Source organism: Actinomadura sp. NPDC023710, from assembly GCF_040639875.1.
Lineage (GTDB): Bacteria > Actinomycetota > Actinomycetes > Streptosporangiales > Streptosporangiaceae > Spirillospora > Spirillospora citrea.
The window spans coordinates 72,064-88,049 of sequence record NZ_JBFAGB010000024.1; the positions used below are offsets into that span (position 1 = coordinate 72,064).

Sequence of the window (15,986 nt, forward strand, 5' to 3'; positions counted from 1 at the left end):
TTCCTCGTATGCCGGGTGACACGCGCACGGCCGGTGGCGCGAAGGAGATGTCGGCGGCCGGTCGCGTGGCCCGCCGGCGCGGGCCCCGCCTCCCGACACCGCCGGTCAGGCGTGGGACAGGGCGAACGCCGCCAGGAACCCCACGACGATGATCAATCCGGTGAGCAGGTGCGTGTCCTCGTAGGCCTCGGGGATCATCGTGTCGGTGATCATGGTGAGGATGGCGCCGCCGGCCAGCGCGGTGATGCCGGCCAGGACGTCGGCGGAGGCGTCGCCGAGCACCGTGTAACCGAAGACCGCCGCCAGGGCACTGATCACCGCGATCCCGCTCCACAGCCCGAAGACGTAGCCGCGGCCGCGTCCCGCCCGGCGCATCCCCGAGGCGCTGGAGAGCCCTTCGGGCACGTTGCTGATGAACACCGCGACCACGGTGACCAGGCTGACCGCGCCGCCGCCCAGAAGACTCGTGCCGATCACGATGGACTCGGGGACGCCGTCCAGCAGCGCGCCCAGGGCGATCGCGCTCCCCGATCCGGGCTGCTGCTCCTCCGACGGCTGCTGACCGCCCGAGCGCTTGCGGTGCCGCGCGCCCCTCCAGGCCAGGACGGTGTCGGCGCCGGCATAGAGCACCGCGCCGATCAGCGCACCGATCACCGTCGGGGTCAGCCCGCCCCGCTCGTTCGCCTCGGCGATCAGGTCGAACGACACCGCCGACAGCAGGACACCGCTGCCGAACGCCATCACGCCCGCCACGATCCGCGCCGGAACCGGCACGAGGAAGCCGGCCAGGGCGCCCATCACCAACGCCGACCCGGCAAGCAGGCCCCACCCGCCGGCCTGCAACGCTCCCTGCACGGCTCTCCCTTCGACCATGACCCGAACGCCGGACGCGATGCCGTCCGACGCGCCGCATCGGCTACCCGGCGGGCTCGGCTGAAACGTCCCGGAGCTCAGACCCGGTCAACGGCGCCGGCCTGGACGGGGGTCACCCGTAGGCGTATTCGTCGACGTCCAGTTCGGCTCTCGTCAGCCGGAGGAACTCCAGCGTCCGCCCGTCGAGGTGCCAGCCCAGCAGCCGGTGCTGACCGGCGAGTTTCTCCAGGCCCTCGACCGGGCCGGTCAGGTCGTCCTCCTCACCCTGCGGATCCTCGAACACCCGGACCACCTGCAGCGTGCCTGCATGGATCTCTCCGTCCGCGCGGTCGAGCTCCGCTACCAGGGTGCCGATGGTCCCGGCGTGCTCGAACAGCCTGTCCACGACCCGCGCGATCTGCTCGTCCACGGTCAGGTGCGGCTTCCGGCAGACGACCCGCCAAACGTGCCTGGCCGGACGGGGCGGGCGCGCATCGCGGCCGCCGCGCACGACCCTCTCGTCCGGATCGATGCCCAACCGCGCCGTGATCTCGTCCGCTGACATCCGTCTCGATTTCACGGCGAAGTAGGCGTACTGGGAGATCCGCACGCGGGCACGATACCGGCGTCCGGCGCCGGGCTCCGCGGCGAAGCGGGACGGGGCCGGGCGCCGTCGGCTAGTAGGGTCGGCCGCATGCCCGCTCGTACCCACGCCTCTTCCCCCGTGAGAGAGCCCAAGACGCCGCGGATCCCCCGCAGGCTCACGCCCGCCGGAAAGGTCGAGCGGCACATCCGGCATGACGGGAAGTACCTGTCGCTGGAGTACGGCGCGGACACCCTGTCCATGGACGACCCGGACGGTGTCGAGGACGTCGGGTTCGAACGCTGCCGGTTCACCCAGACCGTCTTCTCCGGGCTGGTCCTGCACCGGGCCGGGCTCGCGGACTGCGCGTTCAGCGACGCGGACCTGGCGAACCTGCGGGCGTTCAACTCCCGGATGTTCAACGTGCAGATCACGAACGCGCGGATGACGGGGATGCAGCTCGCCGAGAGCGGCCTGCGGGACGTGCTGGTCGAGGGATGCCGCGCCGACCTCACCGGCTTCAGGTTCGCGCATCTGCGGGACGTGGTGTTCCGCGACTGCAACCTGACCGAGGCGACGTTCCAGTCCGCCGAGATGACCGGCGTCCGCTTCGAGAACTGCCGGCTCGGCGGCGCCCAGTTCTCCGGGGCCGAGATGAGAACGGTCCGGTTCCGCGGCTGTGACCTGCGCGGCGTCGCCGGCCTGGACTCGTTCCGGGGGGCGATCGTCGCGAGCGGTGACGCGATGAGCCTCCTGGACGCGTTCGCGGCGGAACTCGGCATCACCATCGAGGACTGACCGGCCCCGGGCATGCGTCGCGGGAGCTCCACGGGGAAGGCACCTCTTAGGGGGAGCATCATGAGCTACGCGATCAGCGTCCGGCTTCACCGGCCGTACGGCGAGGCCGTCGAGCAGGTGCGCGCGGTCCTGAAGGTCCAGGGCTTCGGCGTGCTGACCGAGATCGACGTGCGGGCCACCCTGCGCGAGAAGCTCGGCGAGACGATGGACGACTACCTCATCCTGGGAGCCTGCAACCCCCGGCTCGCGCACCGGGCACTCGGCGTCGACCAGCGGATCGGCCCGCTGCTGCCCTGCAACGTGGTGGTGCGCGCCGACGGCGACGACACCGTCGTGGAGGCGTTGGACCCGCAGGTCATGGTCTCGGTCAGCGACCGTCCCGATCTGGAGCCGGTCGCCGACGAGGTGGCGGAGCGGCTCGCCACCGCGCTGAGGCGGCTGGACGCCTGATCCCGGCACCGCGCTCAGCGGTCGGGGAACTCCATCTCGGCGGCCTCGTCGGCGGCGAGCAGGAAGTACCCGAGGAAGGTCACGCCGTCCTCCTCGGCGTCGAAGCGCGCGATGCGGGCGCCCTCGGGCTCGTGGAACACGTCACCGGGGCCGAGGACGGCCGCCGCTTCGCCTTCGATCTGGTAGACGGCCGAACCGGTCTCGATGCTGCCGAACACCGGCCCGTTGTGCACGTGCAACCCGGCCGCGTGGCCGGGCGCGATGGTGATGCGCCGGACCTCGACCCGGTGCGTGCTGCGGGGTCGCGACAGCGGCTGGTCGAGCACCACCGTCCGGGTGACCTGCGGGACGTCCTCCGCGAGGCCGCCGTGGTACTCACTGTCGCCGACCGGCTCCCCGGCCTCGGCGGAAGTACCGTCGTCCGGTATCGGCTCGATGGCCAGATGCGTCATCGGGACGGCGGGTGCGGCTCCATGCCAGTGCCACTCGCCGGGCGCGATGCGCACGATGTCGCCGGCCCGGATCGTCTCGACCGGCCCACCACGGCGCTGCACACGCCCGGTGCCCTCGGTGACGACGAGCACCTGTCCGAGCGGGTGCCGGTGCCACACGGTGCGGCTTCCGGGGGCGAAGCGCACGCTGTCGCCCTGCGTCCGTGCCCCGGGTTCGGCCACCGGCGCGATCCAGGCGTCACCGGTGAACCATTCCGCCGGGGCGGCGGTGCCGCCGACGGGTCCACGGGTTATCTGCATGCGTTTCTCCAAGGTCAGCGGACGGTGCGCGCGGCGAGCAGCGCGAGGATTCCTTCGATCGCCTGGTCGAAGGGCTCCGGGGAGTCGGCGGCGCGCGCGAGGACGTAGCCGCCCTGGAGTGTGGCGACGATCGCGGCCGCGGTGGACGCAGGTGCCACCGAAGACTCCAGTTCTCCGCGATCCACCCCTTCCTGCACCACCGCCGCCAGTCGGGCTCGCAGCCAGGCGAAGGTCTCCTCGACGGGTTCGCGCAGCGTGGGCGTGGCGATGACGTCGGGGTCCTGAGTCAGCCGACCCATGGGGCAGCCCCGCAGGACGTCCCGTTCCCGGTGCAGGTAGGCGGCGATGCGCTCGACGGCCGCACCCGGCTCGGACAGCTGGACGTCGATGGCGGCCCGCATCTCCTCGGCGGTGCGGTCGATCGCGGCGCGAGCAAGTTCCTCCTTGCCCGCGAAGTGGTGGTACATGCTGCCCTGACCTGCCTCGGCCCGCTGCTGGATCGTCTTGGGGCTGGTCCCCACGTACCCGCGCTCCCACAGCAACTCGCGCGCACTCTCCACCAGCCGTTCTCTCGCACTCACCCCGCCAGTGTACATACCAATAGGTACAGAAGCGAGCCCGTGTCGACGTTCCCTTCCCGATCACCGCGGCGGGGCGGGGCGCCCTCCCCGCCGCGGACCCGTGCCCGGGCCGCTGATCGAGGGCTACGGCGCGGAGGCCGTCGACCGCGAGGCACCCCTCCCGCGTCGCGACGGCACTGGACGCTTGTTGATTATCCGCCAATAGTGCGCGGCGACCATGACGTCGCGAACCCGCCAGACCTGCGCGGGCGACGCCTGTTGAGTGGGCGATCACCACAACTGCCCCTCACAGGACGGAACCGATGTCCACAGCGACCTCTTTGACCGAAGGCTCCTCCGCGTCGAGGCGGTCGGCGGTGGCCAACTGGCCGGCGGTGCTCTCGGTGATGATGGGGATCTTCGCGATCGTCACCACCGAGATCCTGCCGATCGGGCTGCTGACGTCCATCGGCTCCGGCTTCACCGTCTCCGACGGGACGGCCGGGCTGATGATGACCATGCCCGGATACCTGGCGGCGGCCGCCGCGCCCACGGTCACCGTCGCGACGGCGCGGATCGACCGGCGGCTCATGCTGTGCGCCTGCATGTTCCTGCTGGCGTCGGCGAACTTCATCGCCGCCGCCGCCCCGGCGTACTGGGCGATGCTCGTGTCACGCGTCCTCGTCGGCGCGGTCATCGGCGGCTTCTGGTCGATCGGGGCGGGCCTGGCCGACCGGCTGGTCCCGGCACACGCGACGCGCCGGGCGACCGCGGTCGTCTTCTCGGCCGTCCCGCTGGGATCGGTCCTCGGCGTGCCGCTCGGGACGCTGATCGGAGATCTCGCGGGGTGGCGGACCAGTTTCGCGGTGATGGGCCTGCTGTCGGTGGCGGTGCTCATCGCGCTCGCCGTGCTGGTCCCCCCGCTGCCCGCTGAGAGGGCCACCCGCCTCACCGCGCTGCGCACCATGATGCGGGGCCTCGACACCCGGTTCGCGCTCGTGGTGACCGTCCTGGTCGTCCTCGCGCACTTCGGCGCGTACACCTACGTCACGCCCTTCCTGGAACGGGTGACGCATGTGTCCTCAGGGCTGATCACGGTGTTCCTGCTGGCCTACGGCGTGGCGGGCGTCCTGGGCAACTTTCTCGCGGGCACGGCTCTGGCCCGCCATCCGCACGCCACCTTCGCCGTGGCCGGAGGTCTGATCGCCTTCGCCACCCTGGCGCTTCCTCTGCTGGGGCGGTGGGATCCGGCCGCCATCGCGCTGCTCGTCCTGTGGGGTGCCGGCTATGGCGCCGTTCCGGTCTGTTCGCAGACCTGGTTCGCCAGAGCGGCCCCGGACGCCCCGGAGGCGGCCTCCGTACTGTTCACGGCCTCGTTCCAGGCGACGCTGTCGACCGGCGCCCTCCTCGGCGGAGTCGTCATGGACCGCACATCCCCCTCGACGATCATGATTCTCGGCGGAGCCGCCGCGATCGTCATGGTCGTGACCGTGGTCAGCCGGGCCTGAGTGATCGGCTCACGTCGGCGGGACGGGGGTGTCGCCGGTCAGCCAGCGATGGAGGCCGACGAGGGGGACGTCGGCTCGGACGATCTCCAGCAGGGTGATCTTCAGGCCCCACTCGCCGACGGCGTCGTCGAGGTCGGCGGTCAGTGGGGGCGTCCGGCCCGGGATCAGGTCGCCCAGTTCGTTCAGGCGCCGCTCCGCCACATGGCGGCGCAGATGGCCCTCCACGATGACGCTGATCGCCGCCGCCTCTGGAACCGGCCGCAACGCGTAGCGGGCGGGGTCGAACACCGAGATCAGGGCCACGGCCTTCAGCCGCAGGAGCACCCCGTCGCGCGTGGGGGCCTCCAGCCATATGTCGAGGGGATCCCACTTCCTCGGGACGCGGACCCATCGGTCGATGCCCGGCACCACCAGCATCCGGCCGGGTCCGCGCACCGTGGCGGGACCGCCGAGGCGGGAGATCACGAGGCGTTCTCCTTCAGGGACCACCCGCAGCGACGCGATGGCCAGCACCGTGATCAGGACGAGGCACGTGAGGAGGGCCAGCGACGTCCAGGTGAGGAAGCCGGGCAGCAGTTGGTCTCTCGGAAGGCCCTCGGTCACGCATCCTCCCCTGCCGGTCCGGTGGCTGGCGGCCTGTGCTTCCATCGTGACCGCCGGGCGGCCGCCTGGCCATCGGGTGCGACCACCAAATCAGCGGGACCGGCCCTGCAGAAGCCCGCCGTCAGTCGTGTCGGCGTCAGGGTGGTGTGGCTCGGGCGCGAGGGTCACGCCGCGCCGGCGGTGACGCGGTCCTGCTGTGGCGCTCCCCTGTCTTGGGGGCGCTGGGGAAAGGGGGCCCAACCATGGCCGGAACCCCTTCTCAGAGAATGCGCGCCGGCACTGCGGCACACACAATCTGACGCGCAGTCGGGTCAGTTCTCCCAGAAGTAGCTGACCCGGACGCGCAGGTTGGTGTTCCATTCGATGTTCGCCCAGACCTGTACGCCTCCCTGGTACGGCCGGACGTTGTGAATGGTCATTCGGGCCGATCCGATGAACGGGACGCCGGCATTGTCGATCTCGACGATGGAGGCGACGACGCGCGTGCCGGCGGTGAACACGTTCGAGGTGGCGTTGAGGATCACCTGGCCGTGCGCGACGAAGACGGCGGTGCCGGTGAAGACGGCGTCGGCGGAGCGCTCGGACGGAGTCTCGACACTCGACTGGATCGTCTGTAGGTCCATAAGGTTCCTTCCTTTCGGAGTGTAGGAACATTATGCGCCCATGCCGTTACTCACAGTTATACCCTGCAGGTCACAATACGCTCGCGCCGTCCAACGGAGTGGTGAGCGAGGTCCACCGGAAAGGGCGCGCTCGATTTGGCTGGGAAAGGATTTTCCTCAGCGGGCCACCGGTGCTCCAGTGGCATGAGTTCCTGGTGCGGCAGTCGTCAGCGGAGGAGGGGGTGGCGGCGGATCAGCGGGAGCCGTTCCCAGAAACGTCCGAGCCCGAGCGGCCTTCCGGCGTCGGCGAGCGCGGCGGAGATCAACATGGCGGCGTAGATCCAGTGCATGTCCATGAAGGGATTGGCGTCCGGCCAGAGGGACGCCGCCCACAGCATGGCGAGGAGGACGGTGCCGCCGATCGCGGCGAGGCGGAGGCAGATCCCGAGGAGCAGCGCGATGCCGAGGCCGCCGAGCCCGAACATGAAGAGGGCGTCGACCCAGACCATGCCGGCCATCGCGTGAAAGATCTCCTTGAACGGGCCTTGGGTGTGGCCGAGGAAGCCCTCGGACGGCGAGACGCCGGCCAGCCAGCCCTTCTCCGCGGGCCTGCCGAGGCCGAAGAGCTTGTCGACGAAGGCCCAGAAGAAGGTCCAGCCCAGGAAGAGCCGTCCTGCCGCGAGGGCGTAAAGGGCCGGGCGCTCGGATGCCACGGGCGGCGAGGGCCGCAAGGGAGTCTCTACCGACATGGGGAGTCCTAGGGGCGGGGGGCTATTGATAGTTAAGTTTCCTATTAATAGCCCGGCAGGACAAGCAAATCGAGAGAATTCGATGCCCCATAACCGAGTATTGGTCGGTCCGCTCCTATTAAGACAGCCGGTTCAGTTAAACGAACCCCTCCAGTGCAGCCCCGATGTGCGGCATCGCCCTGCCGCCGAACACGTGATCAGCGGATCAGGCAGATCTCGGCGCCGTTGGTCACGGGCCGACCGGGGCTGGCGTTGAGCGCGGAGACGGTGCCGGGTTTGTGCGCGGTCAGGGGTTGCTCCATCTTCATCGCCTCCACCACGACGATGGTGTCGCCGGCGGCCACGGTGTCGCCCTCTTCGACGAGGACCTTCACGATGGTGGACTGCAGCGGGCAGACCAGGGCGTCGCCGTTGTCCTCCTTGGCCTTGGCCCTGCGGGGCCGGGGGCGGGAGGGCGCCGCCGGAGCGTCGGCGGACGAGTGCAGGACGACCTCGACGCGTTTGCCGTCCACCTCGACGGTGACGGGCTTGCGGACGGGCGGGGCGGGGGCCTCGGAGGAGTCCGGGCAGGGAGGGACCGAGGGCGACTGGTCGGACTCGATCCAGGCCGTGTGGACGTCGAAGGGCTCGCCGGTGAAGGCCTTCTCCTCGACGACCGCGCGGTGGAAGGGCAGGACGGTCGGGATCCCGGCCACCTCGAACTCCGCCAGGGCGCGGCGGGCGCGCTGCAGGGCGATGTCGCGGGTCGGGCCGGTGACCACGAGTTTGGCGAGCAGGGAGTCGAACTGGCCCGGGATCTCCTGGCCCTCGGCGCAGCCGCCGTCCAGGCGAACGCCCGGGCCGGAGGGGGGCCGCCAGGCCGCGAGCGTCCCGGTCGCGGGCAGGAAGCCGCGGCCCGGGTCCTCGGCGTTGATCCGGAACTCCACCGCGTGGCCGCGGGGGGCGGGGTCGCCATAGCCGAGCGCTTCACCCTCGGCGATCCGGAACATCTCCCTGACCAGGTCGATGCCGGTGACCTCCTCGGTGACCGGGTGCTCGACCTGGAGCCGGGTGTTGACCTCCAGGAACGACAGCGCGCCATCGGCGGCGACCAGGAACTCGCAGGTGCCCGCGCCCACGTAGCCGGCGGCCCGCAGGATCTTCTTGGACGACTCGTACAGCGTCCGCCGCTGCTCTTCGGTGAGGAAGGGCGCGGGGGCCTCCTCTACGAGTTTCTGGTGGCGGCGCTGCAGGGTGCAGTCGCGGGTGGACACCACGACGACGTTCCCCTGCCGGTCGGCCAGGCATTGGGTCTCGACGTGCCGGGGACGGTCGAGGTAGCGCTCGACGAAGCACTCGCCGCGCCCGAACGCCGTCTCGGCCTCGCGGACGGCCGACTCGAAGCGATCGGGGATCTCGTCGAGGGTGCGGGCCACCTTGAGGCCCCGGCCGCCGCCGCCGAACGCGGCCTTGATCGCCACGGGCAGGCCGTGCTCGCGTCCGAACGCCACGGCCTCGCCGGCGCCGGACACCGGCTCGGGCGTCCCTGGGGCGAGCGGGGCGCCCTGCTCGCGGGCGACGCGGCGGGCCTGCACCTTGTCGCCGAGCAGGTCGATGGCGGACGGGGGCGGACCGATCCAGACGAGGCCCTCGTCGATGACGGCCCGGGCGAACTCGGCGCTCTCGGACAGGAACCCGTAGCCGGGGTGCACGGCGTCGGCGCCCGCGTCCGCCGCCGCCTTGAGCACCTTGCCGATGTCCAGGTAGGTGTCCGCGGGGGTGGCGCCGCCGAGCGCGTACGCCTCGTCGGCCATCCGCGCGTGCGGCGCCCCGACGTCCGGATCGGCGTACACGGCCACGCTGGCGAGGCCCGCGTCGCGGCACGCCCGCACGACGCGGACCGCGATCTCGCCCCGGTTCGCGATCAGGATCTTGCGCACGGTCTCCTCCGGATCAGGCTCGGCAGGGCAGCGGGCCGCCGTGGTAGGTGATCATTTCTTCGAACATCGCGGCGACGTCCATGCGCTCGCCGGGCGGGGCGCCGCGCTCCTCGGCGCAGGCGCGGCGCAGGTTCGGGACGAGGCGCTCGGGGTCGAGCAGCCGCCGGTCCGGCTCGGCTCGGCGCGCGATCTCCAGGGGGTCCAGCCCGTCGGAGAGGCCCCGCTGGGCCAGTTCTCGCGTCCAGCGGAGGTAGTGCTCCGTCTCGTCCAGCAGCTCGGGCCCGCCGACGGGTCCGTGGCCGGGCACGACGACGGCCGGCTCCAGGCCGCGCAGCGTCTCGATCGCGCGCAGCGAGCCCTCGACCGAACCCATCATGCAGAACGGGGTGACGCCCGACATGACGAGGTCTCCGGCGAACAGGACGCGCTGGTCCGGCAGCCACACGACGGTGTCGTCGCGGGTGTGGGCGGGGCCGAGGCGGAACAGCTCGGCGCGCAGGTCCCCGGCGTGCAGCGTCATCCGCCGCTCGTAGGTGAGCGCCGGCGGCTCGAGGCGCAGGTCGCCCCACTCGACGTCCGGCCAGAGGCCCGTGAGGTGCAGGTCCGCGAGGATCGCCTCCTCGCGCGTGCCCTGGTGGGCGAGCACGACGGCCTCCGGCGTGAAGACGCAGTTGCCGAAGGTGTGGTCGCCGTGGAAGTGCGTGTTCACGACGAGGCGCGGCGGCGCGGACGCCACCCGGCGCACCGCGTCCCGCAGGGCCAGGGCGCGTCTCATGGTCGCGGCGGTGTCCACCACGATCGTGGTGTCGCCGGAGGCGATGACGCCGGCGTTGTTCAGGCACCATCCTCCGTCCGGCTGGACGTAGGCGTGCACACCGGCGGCCAGCCGTTGCAGTCGCGGCTCGGTCATCGTGGTCTCCCGAAGATCTCGTCGAGGAAGAAGGCGCGGAGGTCGGCGGCCAGCAGGTCCGGAGCCTCCAGCGCGGGGAAGTGGCCGCCCCGCCCGAACTCCGTCCACCGGACGACCGTGTTCGCGCGCTCGGCGAACGGCCGGACGGCGTGGTCGGTCGGGAAGACCGCCACCGCCGTGGGCACCGGGGAGCGGCCGGCAGGCTCCCCCTGGTCGTGGAACCGCTCGTAGTAGCTGTGCGCCGCCGAGCCCGCCGTGCCGGTGAACCAGTAGACGCTGACGTCGGTCAGGACGGCGTCCCTGCCGAGTGCGTCGTCCGGCAGGTCGGCGGTACCGGACAGGTCGCGGTACCGCTCCGCGAACCAGGCGAGCAGCCCGGCGGGCGAGTCGTGGTGGGCATGCGCGAGCGTCTGCGGGCTGGTGCCCTGGACGCGCAGGTAGGCGCCCTCGTTCTCCTGCCACCGCCGCATCGCCTCCAGCCTCTCGCGGTCGGCGGCGTCCAGCGCCTCGACGTCCTCGTCGTCGCCGGGCACCGTGACCAGGGCGTTGACATGGACACCGCGGACGCGGTCCGGGGCGTCCATGCCCATGCGCGGCGCCACGAACGCGCCGACGTCGCCGCCGTGCACCCCGTACTCGGCGTATCCGAGGCGGCGCATCAGCTCGTTCAGCGCCCTGGCGGTCCGCTCGTCGGTCCATCCCGGTTCCGGCGGCGGCCCCGGGAACCCGAAGCCGGGCAGGGAGGGCACCACCAGGTGGAAGGCGTCCCTGAGAGCGCCGATCAGGGTGTGGAAGTCGGCGACCGACCCCGGCCAGCCGTGCAGCAGCACCAGCGGGACGGCGCCGGGGTTCGCGGAGCGCTCGTGCAGGAAGTGCACGGCGGTCCCGTCGATCTCGGTGACGAACTGCGGGTGGGCGTTCAGGTCCGCCTCGTGCCGCCGCCAGTCGTAGCCGTCGGCCCAGTAGGCGGCGAGGCGGCGCAGGTAGGCGGTGGGGACGCCGCGCGACCAGCCGGTGCCGGGCGGATCGGGCGCCCACCGGGTGGCGCGCAGCCGGCGTCGCAGGTCGTCGAGCCGGGACTCGGGGACCGCGACCCGGTACGGCCTGATGTCGGACATGCGGGACTCCCTCGGTGAGCAGGGCTACGGCGCGGTGAGCACGGCCGCCGAGGCGAAGCCGCCGCGCCCCCGGGCCAGGACGAGCGCCGTCCCGAGCTCGGCGGGCCGCGGCTCGTCCACCACCAGGTCGATGCGGTCGTCGGCGCGGCCGGGACGGGTGCCGACGGTCGGCGGGATCACCGCGTCCCGCAGGGACAGCAGGGCGGTCGCCAGGTCCAGCGCCGCGCCGCCCGACAGCAGCCGCCCCGTCATCGACTTGGGCGCGGTGACCGGGACGGCGCGCGCCCCGAACAGCCGGGTCAGCGCCGTCGCCTCCCCGTCGTCCAGGTCGCGGCGCCCCGCCGCGTCGGCGAACACCACGTCCACGGCCTCGGCGGGCACCCCGGCGTCGTCGAGGGCGGTCCGCGCGGCCCGGTACAGGCCGTCGGCGCAGCCGGGCTCCGGGTCGAACGCCGCGCCGTGCCCGGCGACGGCGCCGTAGATCTGCGGGGCGCCGCGCTCCCGCGCGTCGTCGCGGTCCTCGACGATGAGGATCGCTCCGCCCTCGCCCGGGACGCAGCCGCCCGCGCCGGCGTCGAACGGCAGGTAGGCCCCCTCGGGGTCGGTGCACGGGCTGAGCTCTCCGCTCGCGGTCTGGATCGCGATGCCGTAGGGGCAGAGCGTGCCGTCCACGCCTCCGGCCACCATCATCGTCGTGCCGGCACGGATCTTCCGGCGGGCGAAGGCCAGCGTGTCCAGGCCGCCCGACTGCTCGGAGGCCAGGACCCCGCCGGGGCCCCGCATCCCGTTCTGGATGGAGATCTGGCCGGTGTGCACCGCGTAGTACCAGGCGAAGGACATGTAGGCGCTCACGTCGCGCCAGCCGCTCCCCCACAGCTTCTGCAGTTCGCGCTGCCCGAACTCCAGGCCGCCGGACGTGCTCGCCGTGACGACGCCCATCTGGTATTCGGGCACGTCGCCCGGCTTGACCGCCGCGTCCCGCAGCGCCTGCTCGGCGGCGACGAGGGCGAGCCTGGTCACCCGGTCGCTCTGCGGCAGGAGCCGCTCGGGCAGGTCCCGTTCGGCCGCGCACTCGGGGATCTCCCCCGCCAGCGCCACCGGGTAGCCGGACGCGTCGAACCTGGTGATCGGGCCGATGCCGCTCCGCCCGCCGCGGACGGCGTCCCAGTAGTCGTGGGCGCCGATGCCGTTCGGGGCGGTCACACCGATGCCGGTCACCACCGCCTGGCCGCTCATGCGCCACTCCCTTCCTCGTCGCGGGCTCGCTCCGGATCGCGGAACACCATCGCGCTCTGGAACCCGCCGAACCCGCTGCCGACGGTGAGCGCGCCGCGCACGCGGTGTTCGCGCGCGTCGAGCGGCACGTAGTCCAGGTCGCATTCGGGGTCGGGCTCGCGCAGGTTGGCGGTCGGCGGCACCACGCCGTGCGCCATCGCCAGCGCGCACGCGGCGATCTCGATGGAGCCGATCGCGCCGAGCGAGTGGCCGACCGCCGCCTTGATCCCGCTGACCGGGGTACGGCGGGCGTGCTCGCCGAGGGCGCGCTTGAACGCCGCCGTCTCGTGCCGGTCGTTCTGCTTGGTGCCCGAGCCGTGGGCGTTCACGTAGTCCACGTCCTCGGGGTTCATCCGGGCCTCGCCGAGCGCGGTGGTGATCGCCTCGCCCATCTCCCGGCCGTCGGGCTTGAGGCCGGTCATGTGGAAGGCGTTGCACCGGGACGCCGCGCCCGCGACCTCGGCGTAGATCCGCGCGCCGCGCCGCCGGGCGTGCTCGTACTCCTCCAGCACCAGGACGGCGGAGCCCTCGCCGAGGATCAGTCCGCGGCGGGTGCGGTCGAACGGGCGGCAGGCGCGCGGCGGCTCGTCGTTGTAGACCGACTGCGCCTTGATCACGTCGAAGCAGGTCACGGTGATCGGCGAGATCGGGGCGTCGCTGCCGCCGGTGACGACCACGTCGGCCGAGCCGTCCCGGATCACCTCGGCGGCGTGCGCCACCGAGTCGATGCCGGAGGTGCAGCCGGTCGACACGACGGTGGCCGGCCCGCGGGCGCCCGTGGTGAGCGCGACCTCGGCGGCCACCGAGCTGGGCAGGAAGTAGTCGTACATGTGCGGGCTGACGTAGGCCGGGTCGACCTTCCAGTGCGCGCCGCCGTCGCTGAGCACGACGTACTCGCTCTCCATGCTCTTGGTCCCGGCGACCGCGCTGCCCATCGCGACGCCGGTCCGTTCGGCCAGGCGCCCGTCGATGGACAGGCCGCTGTCGTCCACGGCCTCCCGCGCGGCCACCTTCGCGAGCTGGACGAACCGGTCGCTGCGCCGGATCTCCCGCGGCGTGAGGCCGGCCTCGGCGGGGTCGAAGTCGCACTCGGCGGCGACCTGGCAGCGGTGCGCGGACGGGTCGAACTGGGTGATGCGGCGCGTCGCCGTCCGTCCCGAGGTGATCAGCTCCCAGAAGGGCCCGGTGCCGATCCCGCCGGGGGCGACCACGCCGATCCCGGTGATGACGGTTCTCCTCCTCGACATCAGACGGCCTCCCGCAGCGTCTCGGCGAGCAGGTCGAGCTGCTCCTGCCCGGCCGCGCAGGGCACCAGCACGAGCTCGTCGCATCCGGCGTCGGCGAAGGCGCGAGCGGCCTCGCGCAGCCGCTCGGGCGTCGTCAGAGCGCCCTTGATCATCATCTCGGCGAGCCGTCCCGCGAAGGAGTAGTAGTCGCCGAGGTGCTCGCGGACGTGGGCGTCCGCGTCCGGGCCGAGGGCGTAGTACGCCTGCGCGACCACCCGCGGGGCGCCGGGGCGCCCGGCCTCCTGCCAGCGGCGGCGGACGTCGCCGGCGCGCTCGGCGAAGGTCTGCGGCGGCCCGGCGGCGGCGAAGTAGCCGTCGCCGTGCGCGACGGCCCGGCGCAGCGCGCCCGGCGCGCGGCCGCCGACGAGGATCTCGGGATCGCCGCCGGGCGGCTCCGGGCCGATATCGCCGCCCGCCCAGATCTTGCGCATCTCGGCGAGCATCGTGTCGAGGCGGCGGCCCCGGTCGCCGAACTCGGCGCCCGACGCCGCGTAGTCGTCCGGCCGGGCGCCCACCGCGACGCCGAGGGTGAGCCGCCCGCCCGACAGGTGGTGGACGGACGCGGCCTGCTTGGCGACCAGCGCGGTGTTGCCCCGGTACGGGGCGATGAGGATCCCGGTGGTGAGCCGGATCCGTTCGGTCACGGCCGCGGCGGCGGCCAGGGTGACCAGGGGCTCATCGTTGCCGTACACCAGGCGGTCGAGCACCGCCAGGTCGGCGAGCCCGGCCGTCTCGGCCCGGCGGGCCCAGTCCAGCAGGTCACGCCCCTGGACGCCCCGGACCATGGTGGGCAGTGCCACTCCGTATTCCATCGTCGACTCCTTTCCGGGTCACTTGTGGGGGGACGACCCCCGATCGACGTCGGGGGGTCAGGTGCGCTTGGCCAGCGCCTCGACGAAGCCGGACGCGGCGCGTTCGGGGCGCAGCGCGGCGTGCGAGCAGCCGACGGTGACGTCCCGCCAGCACCGCTGGAGCGGCGCGCTCCGGTCCTGTGCCGCGGTGCCCGCCGACTTCATCAGCGCGTTGACCGCCTCCACCAGCAGGGACGCCGCATAGGAGGCGCGGTTGGCGTTCTCGAACGCGCGCGGGCGGCCCTCTCCGGCGTCCAGCGCCGACACGACCTGGTCGATCAGCAGTTCGGCCGCCTCGATCCGCGCGGCGGACGTCGCGAGGTCCACCGACGCCGCGTCGCCGGCCGGCGGCGGGCCGCCGGTGCGCGGGGCGCCGGCCGGCGGGCCCGACGCGCGCTTGGCCGCGGCGGTGCGGGTCGCGGACGCCAGGGCGCCGCGCGCCGCGCCGATCAGCGCGGAGATGCAGGTCAGGCCGCCGACGGCGGGGAGCGGGGTGTTGTGCTGCGGCGCCTGCGAGGTGTGGTTCATCCCGCCCATCACCTCCTTGAACAGCGCCGTGCGGTGGGCCGGCACGAACGCCTCGTCCACCACGAGGGTGTGGCTGCCGGTGGCGCGCATGCCGACCGCGTCCCAGCTGGGTTCGAAGGTGAAGTCGGCGCGGGGCACCGCGAAGAAGCGCGGCTCGATGCCGCCGCCCGCGGGCCCGGAGATGAACGCCCAGTCGGCGAACTCGACGCCGCTGACGTAGCGCCAGCGCCCGCGCAGCAGGAAGCCCCCCTCGGTCTCCTCGGCGGAGCCGGCGGGCACCAGGCCGGGGACGAGCAGCGTGCCCGGCGTGCCGTCCCACAGGTCGCGCTGGCCCTCGATCGGCAGGTGGGCGGCGAACCGGCCGGTGTAGGCGAGCATCGCGGCGCACCAGGCGGTGGACGCGCACGCCTCGCCGAGCCGGACGACCGCGGCGGTCAGCTCACGGAACGTGGACTCGGCGCCGCCCCAGCGGGCGGGCACGAAGTGGCGGGGCAGGGCGGTCGCGGCCACGGCGGCGACGGCCTCGTCGCTCAGCCGGCCGGTGCGGTCGGCCTCGTCGGCGTGGTCGGCGGCGGCCCGCACGGCGGCGTCCAGGGCCGTGCTCTCGTCGGTCATGGTGGTGGTCACGTTCATCACTCCAGA

At 72.8% G+C, this 15,986-nt stretch carries 17 protein-coding genes; 3 read left to right on the plus strand and 14 right to left on the minus strand.

The window, feature by feature from the left end:
* Positions 1–105 precede the first annotated feature (105 nt).
* The gene (locus AB0H37_RS26450; protein ID WP_360615911.1) at positions 106–855 is read right to left on the minus strand and encodes a ZIP family zinc transporter; all 750 of its coding nucleotides are present in this window, start codon (positions 853–855) and stop codon (positions 106–108) included.
* 130 nt (positions 856–985) lie between these two features.
* Positions 986–1,462: a DUF4279 domain-containing protein gene (locus tag AB0H37_RS26455; protein WP_360615912.1), complete on the minus strand. Its 477-nt coding sequence runs from the start codon at positions 1,460–1,462 to the stop codon at positions 986–988.
* Positions 1,463–1,576: 114 nt separating this feature from the next.
* On the opposite strand from AB0H37_RS26455, the gene AB0H37_RS26460 reads away from it, so the two are divergent.
* Positions 1,577–2,233 (plus strand): pentapeptide repeat-containing protein, encoded by a 657-nt coding sequence (locus AB0H37_RS26460; RefSeq protein WP_360615914.1) that lies wholly within the window; start codon positions 1,577–1,579, stop codon positions 2,231–2,233.
* Positions 2,234–2,293: 60 nt separating this feature from the next.
* Positions 2,294–2,683, plus strand: coding sequence for a DUF302 domain-containing protein (locus AB0H37_RS26465; protein WP_179835397.1), 390 nt, complete (start codon positions 2,294–2,296; stop codon positions 2,681–2,683).
* Positions 2,684–2,697: 14 nt separating this feature from the next.
* Here AB0H37_RS26465 and AB0H37_RS26470 read toward each other — a convergent pair whose 3' ends face one another.
* Positions 2,698–3,435: a cupin domain-containing protein gene (locus AB0H37_RS26470; protein ID WP_329089852.1), complete on the minus strand. Its 738-nt coding sequence runs from the start codon at positions 3,433–3,435 to the stop codon at positions 2,698–2,700.
* Between the two features lie 14 nt (positions 3,436–3,449).
* The gene (locus AB0H37_RS26475) at positions 3,450–4,016 is read right to left on the minus strand and encodes a TetR/AcrR family transcriptional regulator (RefSeq protein ID WP_360615917.1); all 567 of its coding nucleotides are present in this window, start codon (positions 4,014–4,016) and stop codon (positions 3,450–3,452) included.
* A 356-nt stretch (positions 4,017–4,372) separates the two neighbouring features.
* On the opposite strand from AB0H37_RS26475, the gene AB0H37_RS26480 reads away from it, so the two are divergent.
* Positions 4,373–5,503: an MFS transporter gene (locus tag AB0H37_RS26480; protein WP_329089845.1), complete on the plus strand. Its 1,131-nt coding sequence runs from the start codon at positions 4,373–4,375 to the stop codon at positions 5,501–5,503.
* A gap of 9 nt (positions 5,504–5,512) precedes the next feature.
* Here AB0H37_RS26480 and AB0H37_RS26485 read toward each other — a convergent pair whose 3' ends face one another.
* From AB0H37_RS26485 to AB0H37_RS26530, 10 genes are all read right to left on the minus strand, one after another.
* A complete protein-coding gene (locus AB0H37_RS26485; protein ID WP_360615919.1) occupies positions 5,513–6,106 on the minus strand; it encodes an SPFH domain-containing protein in 594 nt (197 codons plus the stop codon).
* A gap of 311 nt (positions 6,107–6,417) precedes the next feature.
* Complete coding sequence (locus AB0H37_RS26490; RefSeq protein ID WP_360615921.1) at positions 6,418–6,729, minus strand: hypothetical protein; 312 nt, start codon at positions 6,727–6,729, stop codon at positions 6,418–6,420.
* 206 nt (positions 6,730–6,935) lie between these two features.
* Positions 6,936–7,457, minus strand: coding sequence for a hypothetical protein (locus tag AB0H37_RS26495; protein WP_360615923.1), 522 nt, complete (start codon positions 7,455–7,457; stop codon positions 6,936–6,938).
* Positions 7,458–7,654: 197 nt separating this feature from the next.
* Positions 7,655–9,376, minus strand: a complete 1,722-nt coding sequence (locus AB0H37_RS26500; protein WP_360615924.1) for a biotin carboxylase N-terminal domain-containing protein — start codon at positions 9,374–9,376, stop codon at positions 7,655–7,657.
* Between the two features lie 13 nt (positions 9,377–9,389).
* Positions 9,390–10,286 (minus strand): MBL fold metallo-hydrolase, encoded by an 897-nt coding sequence (locus AB0H37_RS26505; protein ID WP_360615926.1) that lies wholly within the window; start codon positions 10,284–10,286, stop codon positions 9,390–9,392.
* On the minus strand, positions 10,283–11,404 hold the full coding sequence (locus AB0H37_RS26510) for an epoxide hydrolase family protein (protein WP_360615928.1): 1,122 nt from the start codon (positions 11,402–11,404) through the stop codon (positions 10,283–10,285). Before AB0H37_RS26510 ends, AB0H37_RS26505 begins: the two co-directional genes overlap by 4 nt.
* Positions 11,405–11,428: 24 nt before the next feature.
* Positions 11,429–12,640, minus strand: a complete 1,212-nt coding sequence (locus tag AB0H37_RS26515) for a ketosynthase chain-length factor (RefSeq protein ID WP_360615930.1) — start codon at positions 12,638–12,640, stop codon at positions 11,429–11,431.
* A complete protein-coding gene (locus AB0H37_RS26520; protein ID WP_360615932.1) occupies positions 12,637–13,926 on the minus strand; it encodes a beta-ketoacyl-[acyl-carrier-protein] synthase family protein in 1,290 nt (429 codons plus the stop codon). Before AB0H37_RS26520 ends, AB0H37_RS26515 begins: the two co-directional genes overlap by 4 nt.
* The gene (locus tag AB0H37_RS26525; protein WP_360615934.1) at positions 13,926–14,777 is read right to left on the minus strand and encodes an LLM class flavin-dependent oxidoreductase; all 852 of its coding nucleotides are present in this window, start codon (positions 14,775–14,777) and stop codon (positions 13,926–13,928) included. The genes AB0H37_RS26520 and AB0H37_RS26525 overlap by 1 nt, the downstream gene beginning before the upstream one ends.
* A gap of 57 nt (positions 14,778–14,834) precedes the next feature.
* A complete protein-coding gene (locus AB0H37_RS26530; RefSeq protein WP_329089825.1) occupies positions 14,835–15,971 on the minus strand; it encodes an acyl-CoA dehydrogenase family protein in 1,137 nt (378 codons plus the stop codon).
* Between the last annotated feature and the right edge of the window lie 15 nt (positions 15,972–15,986).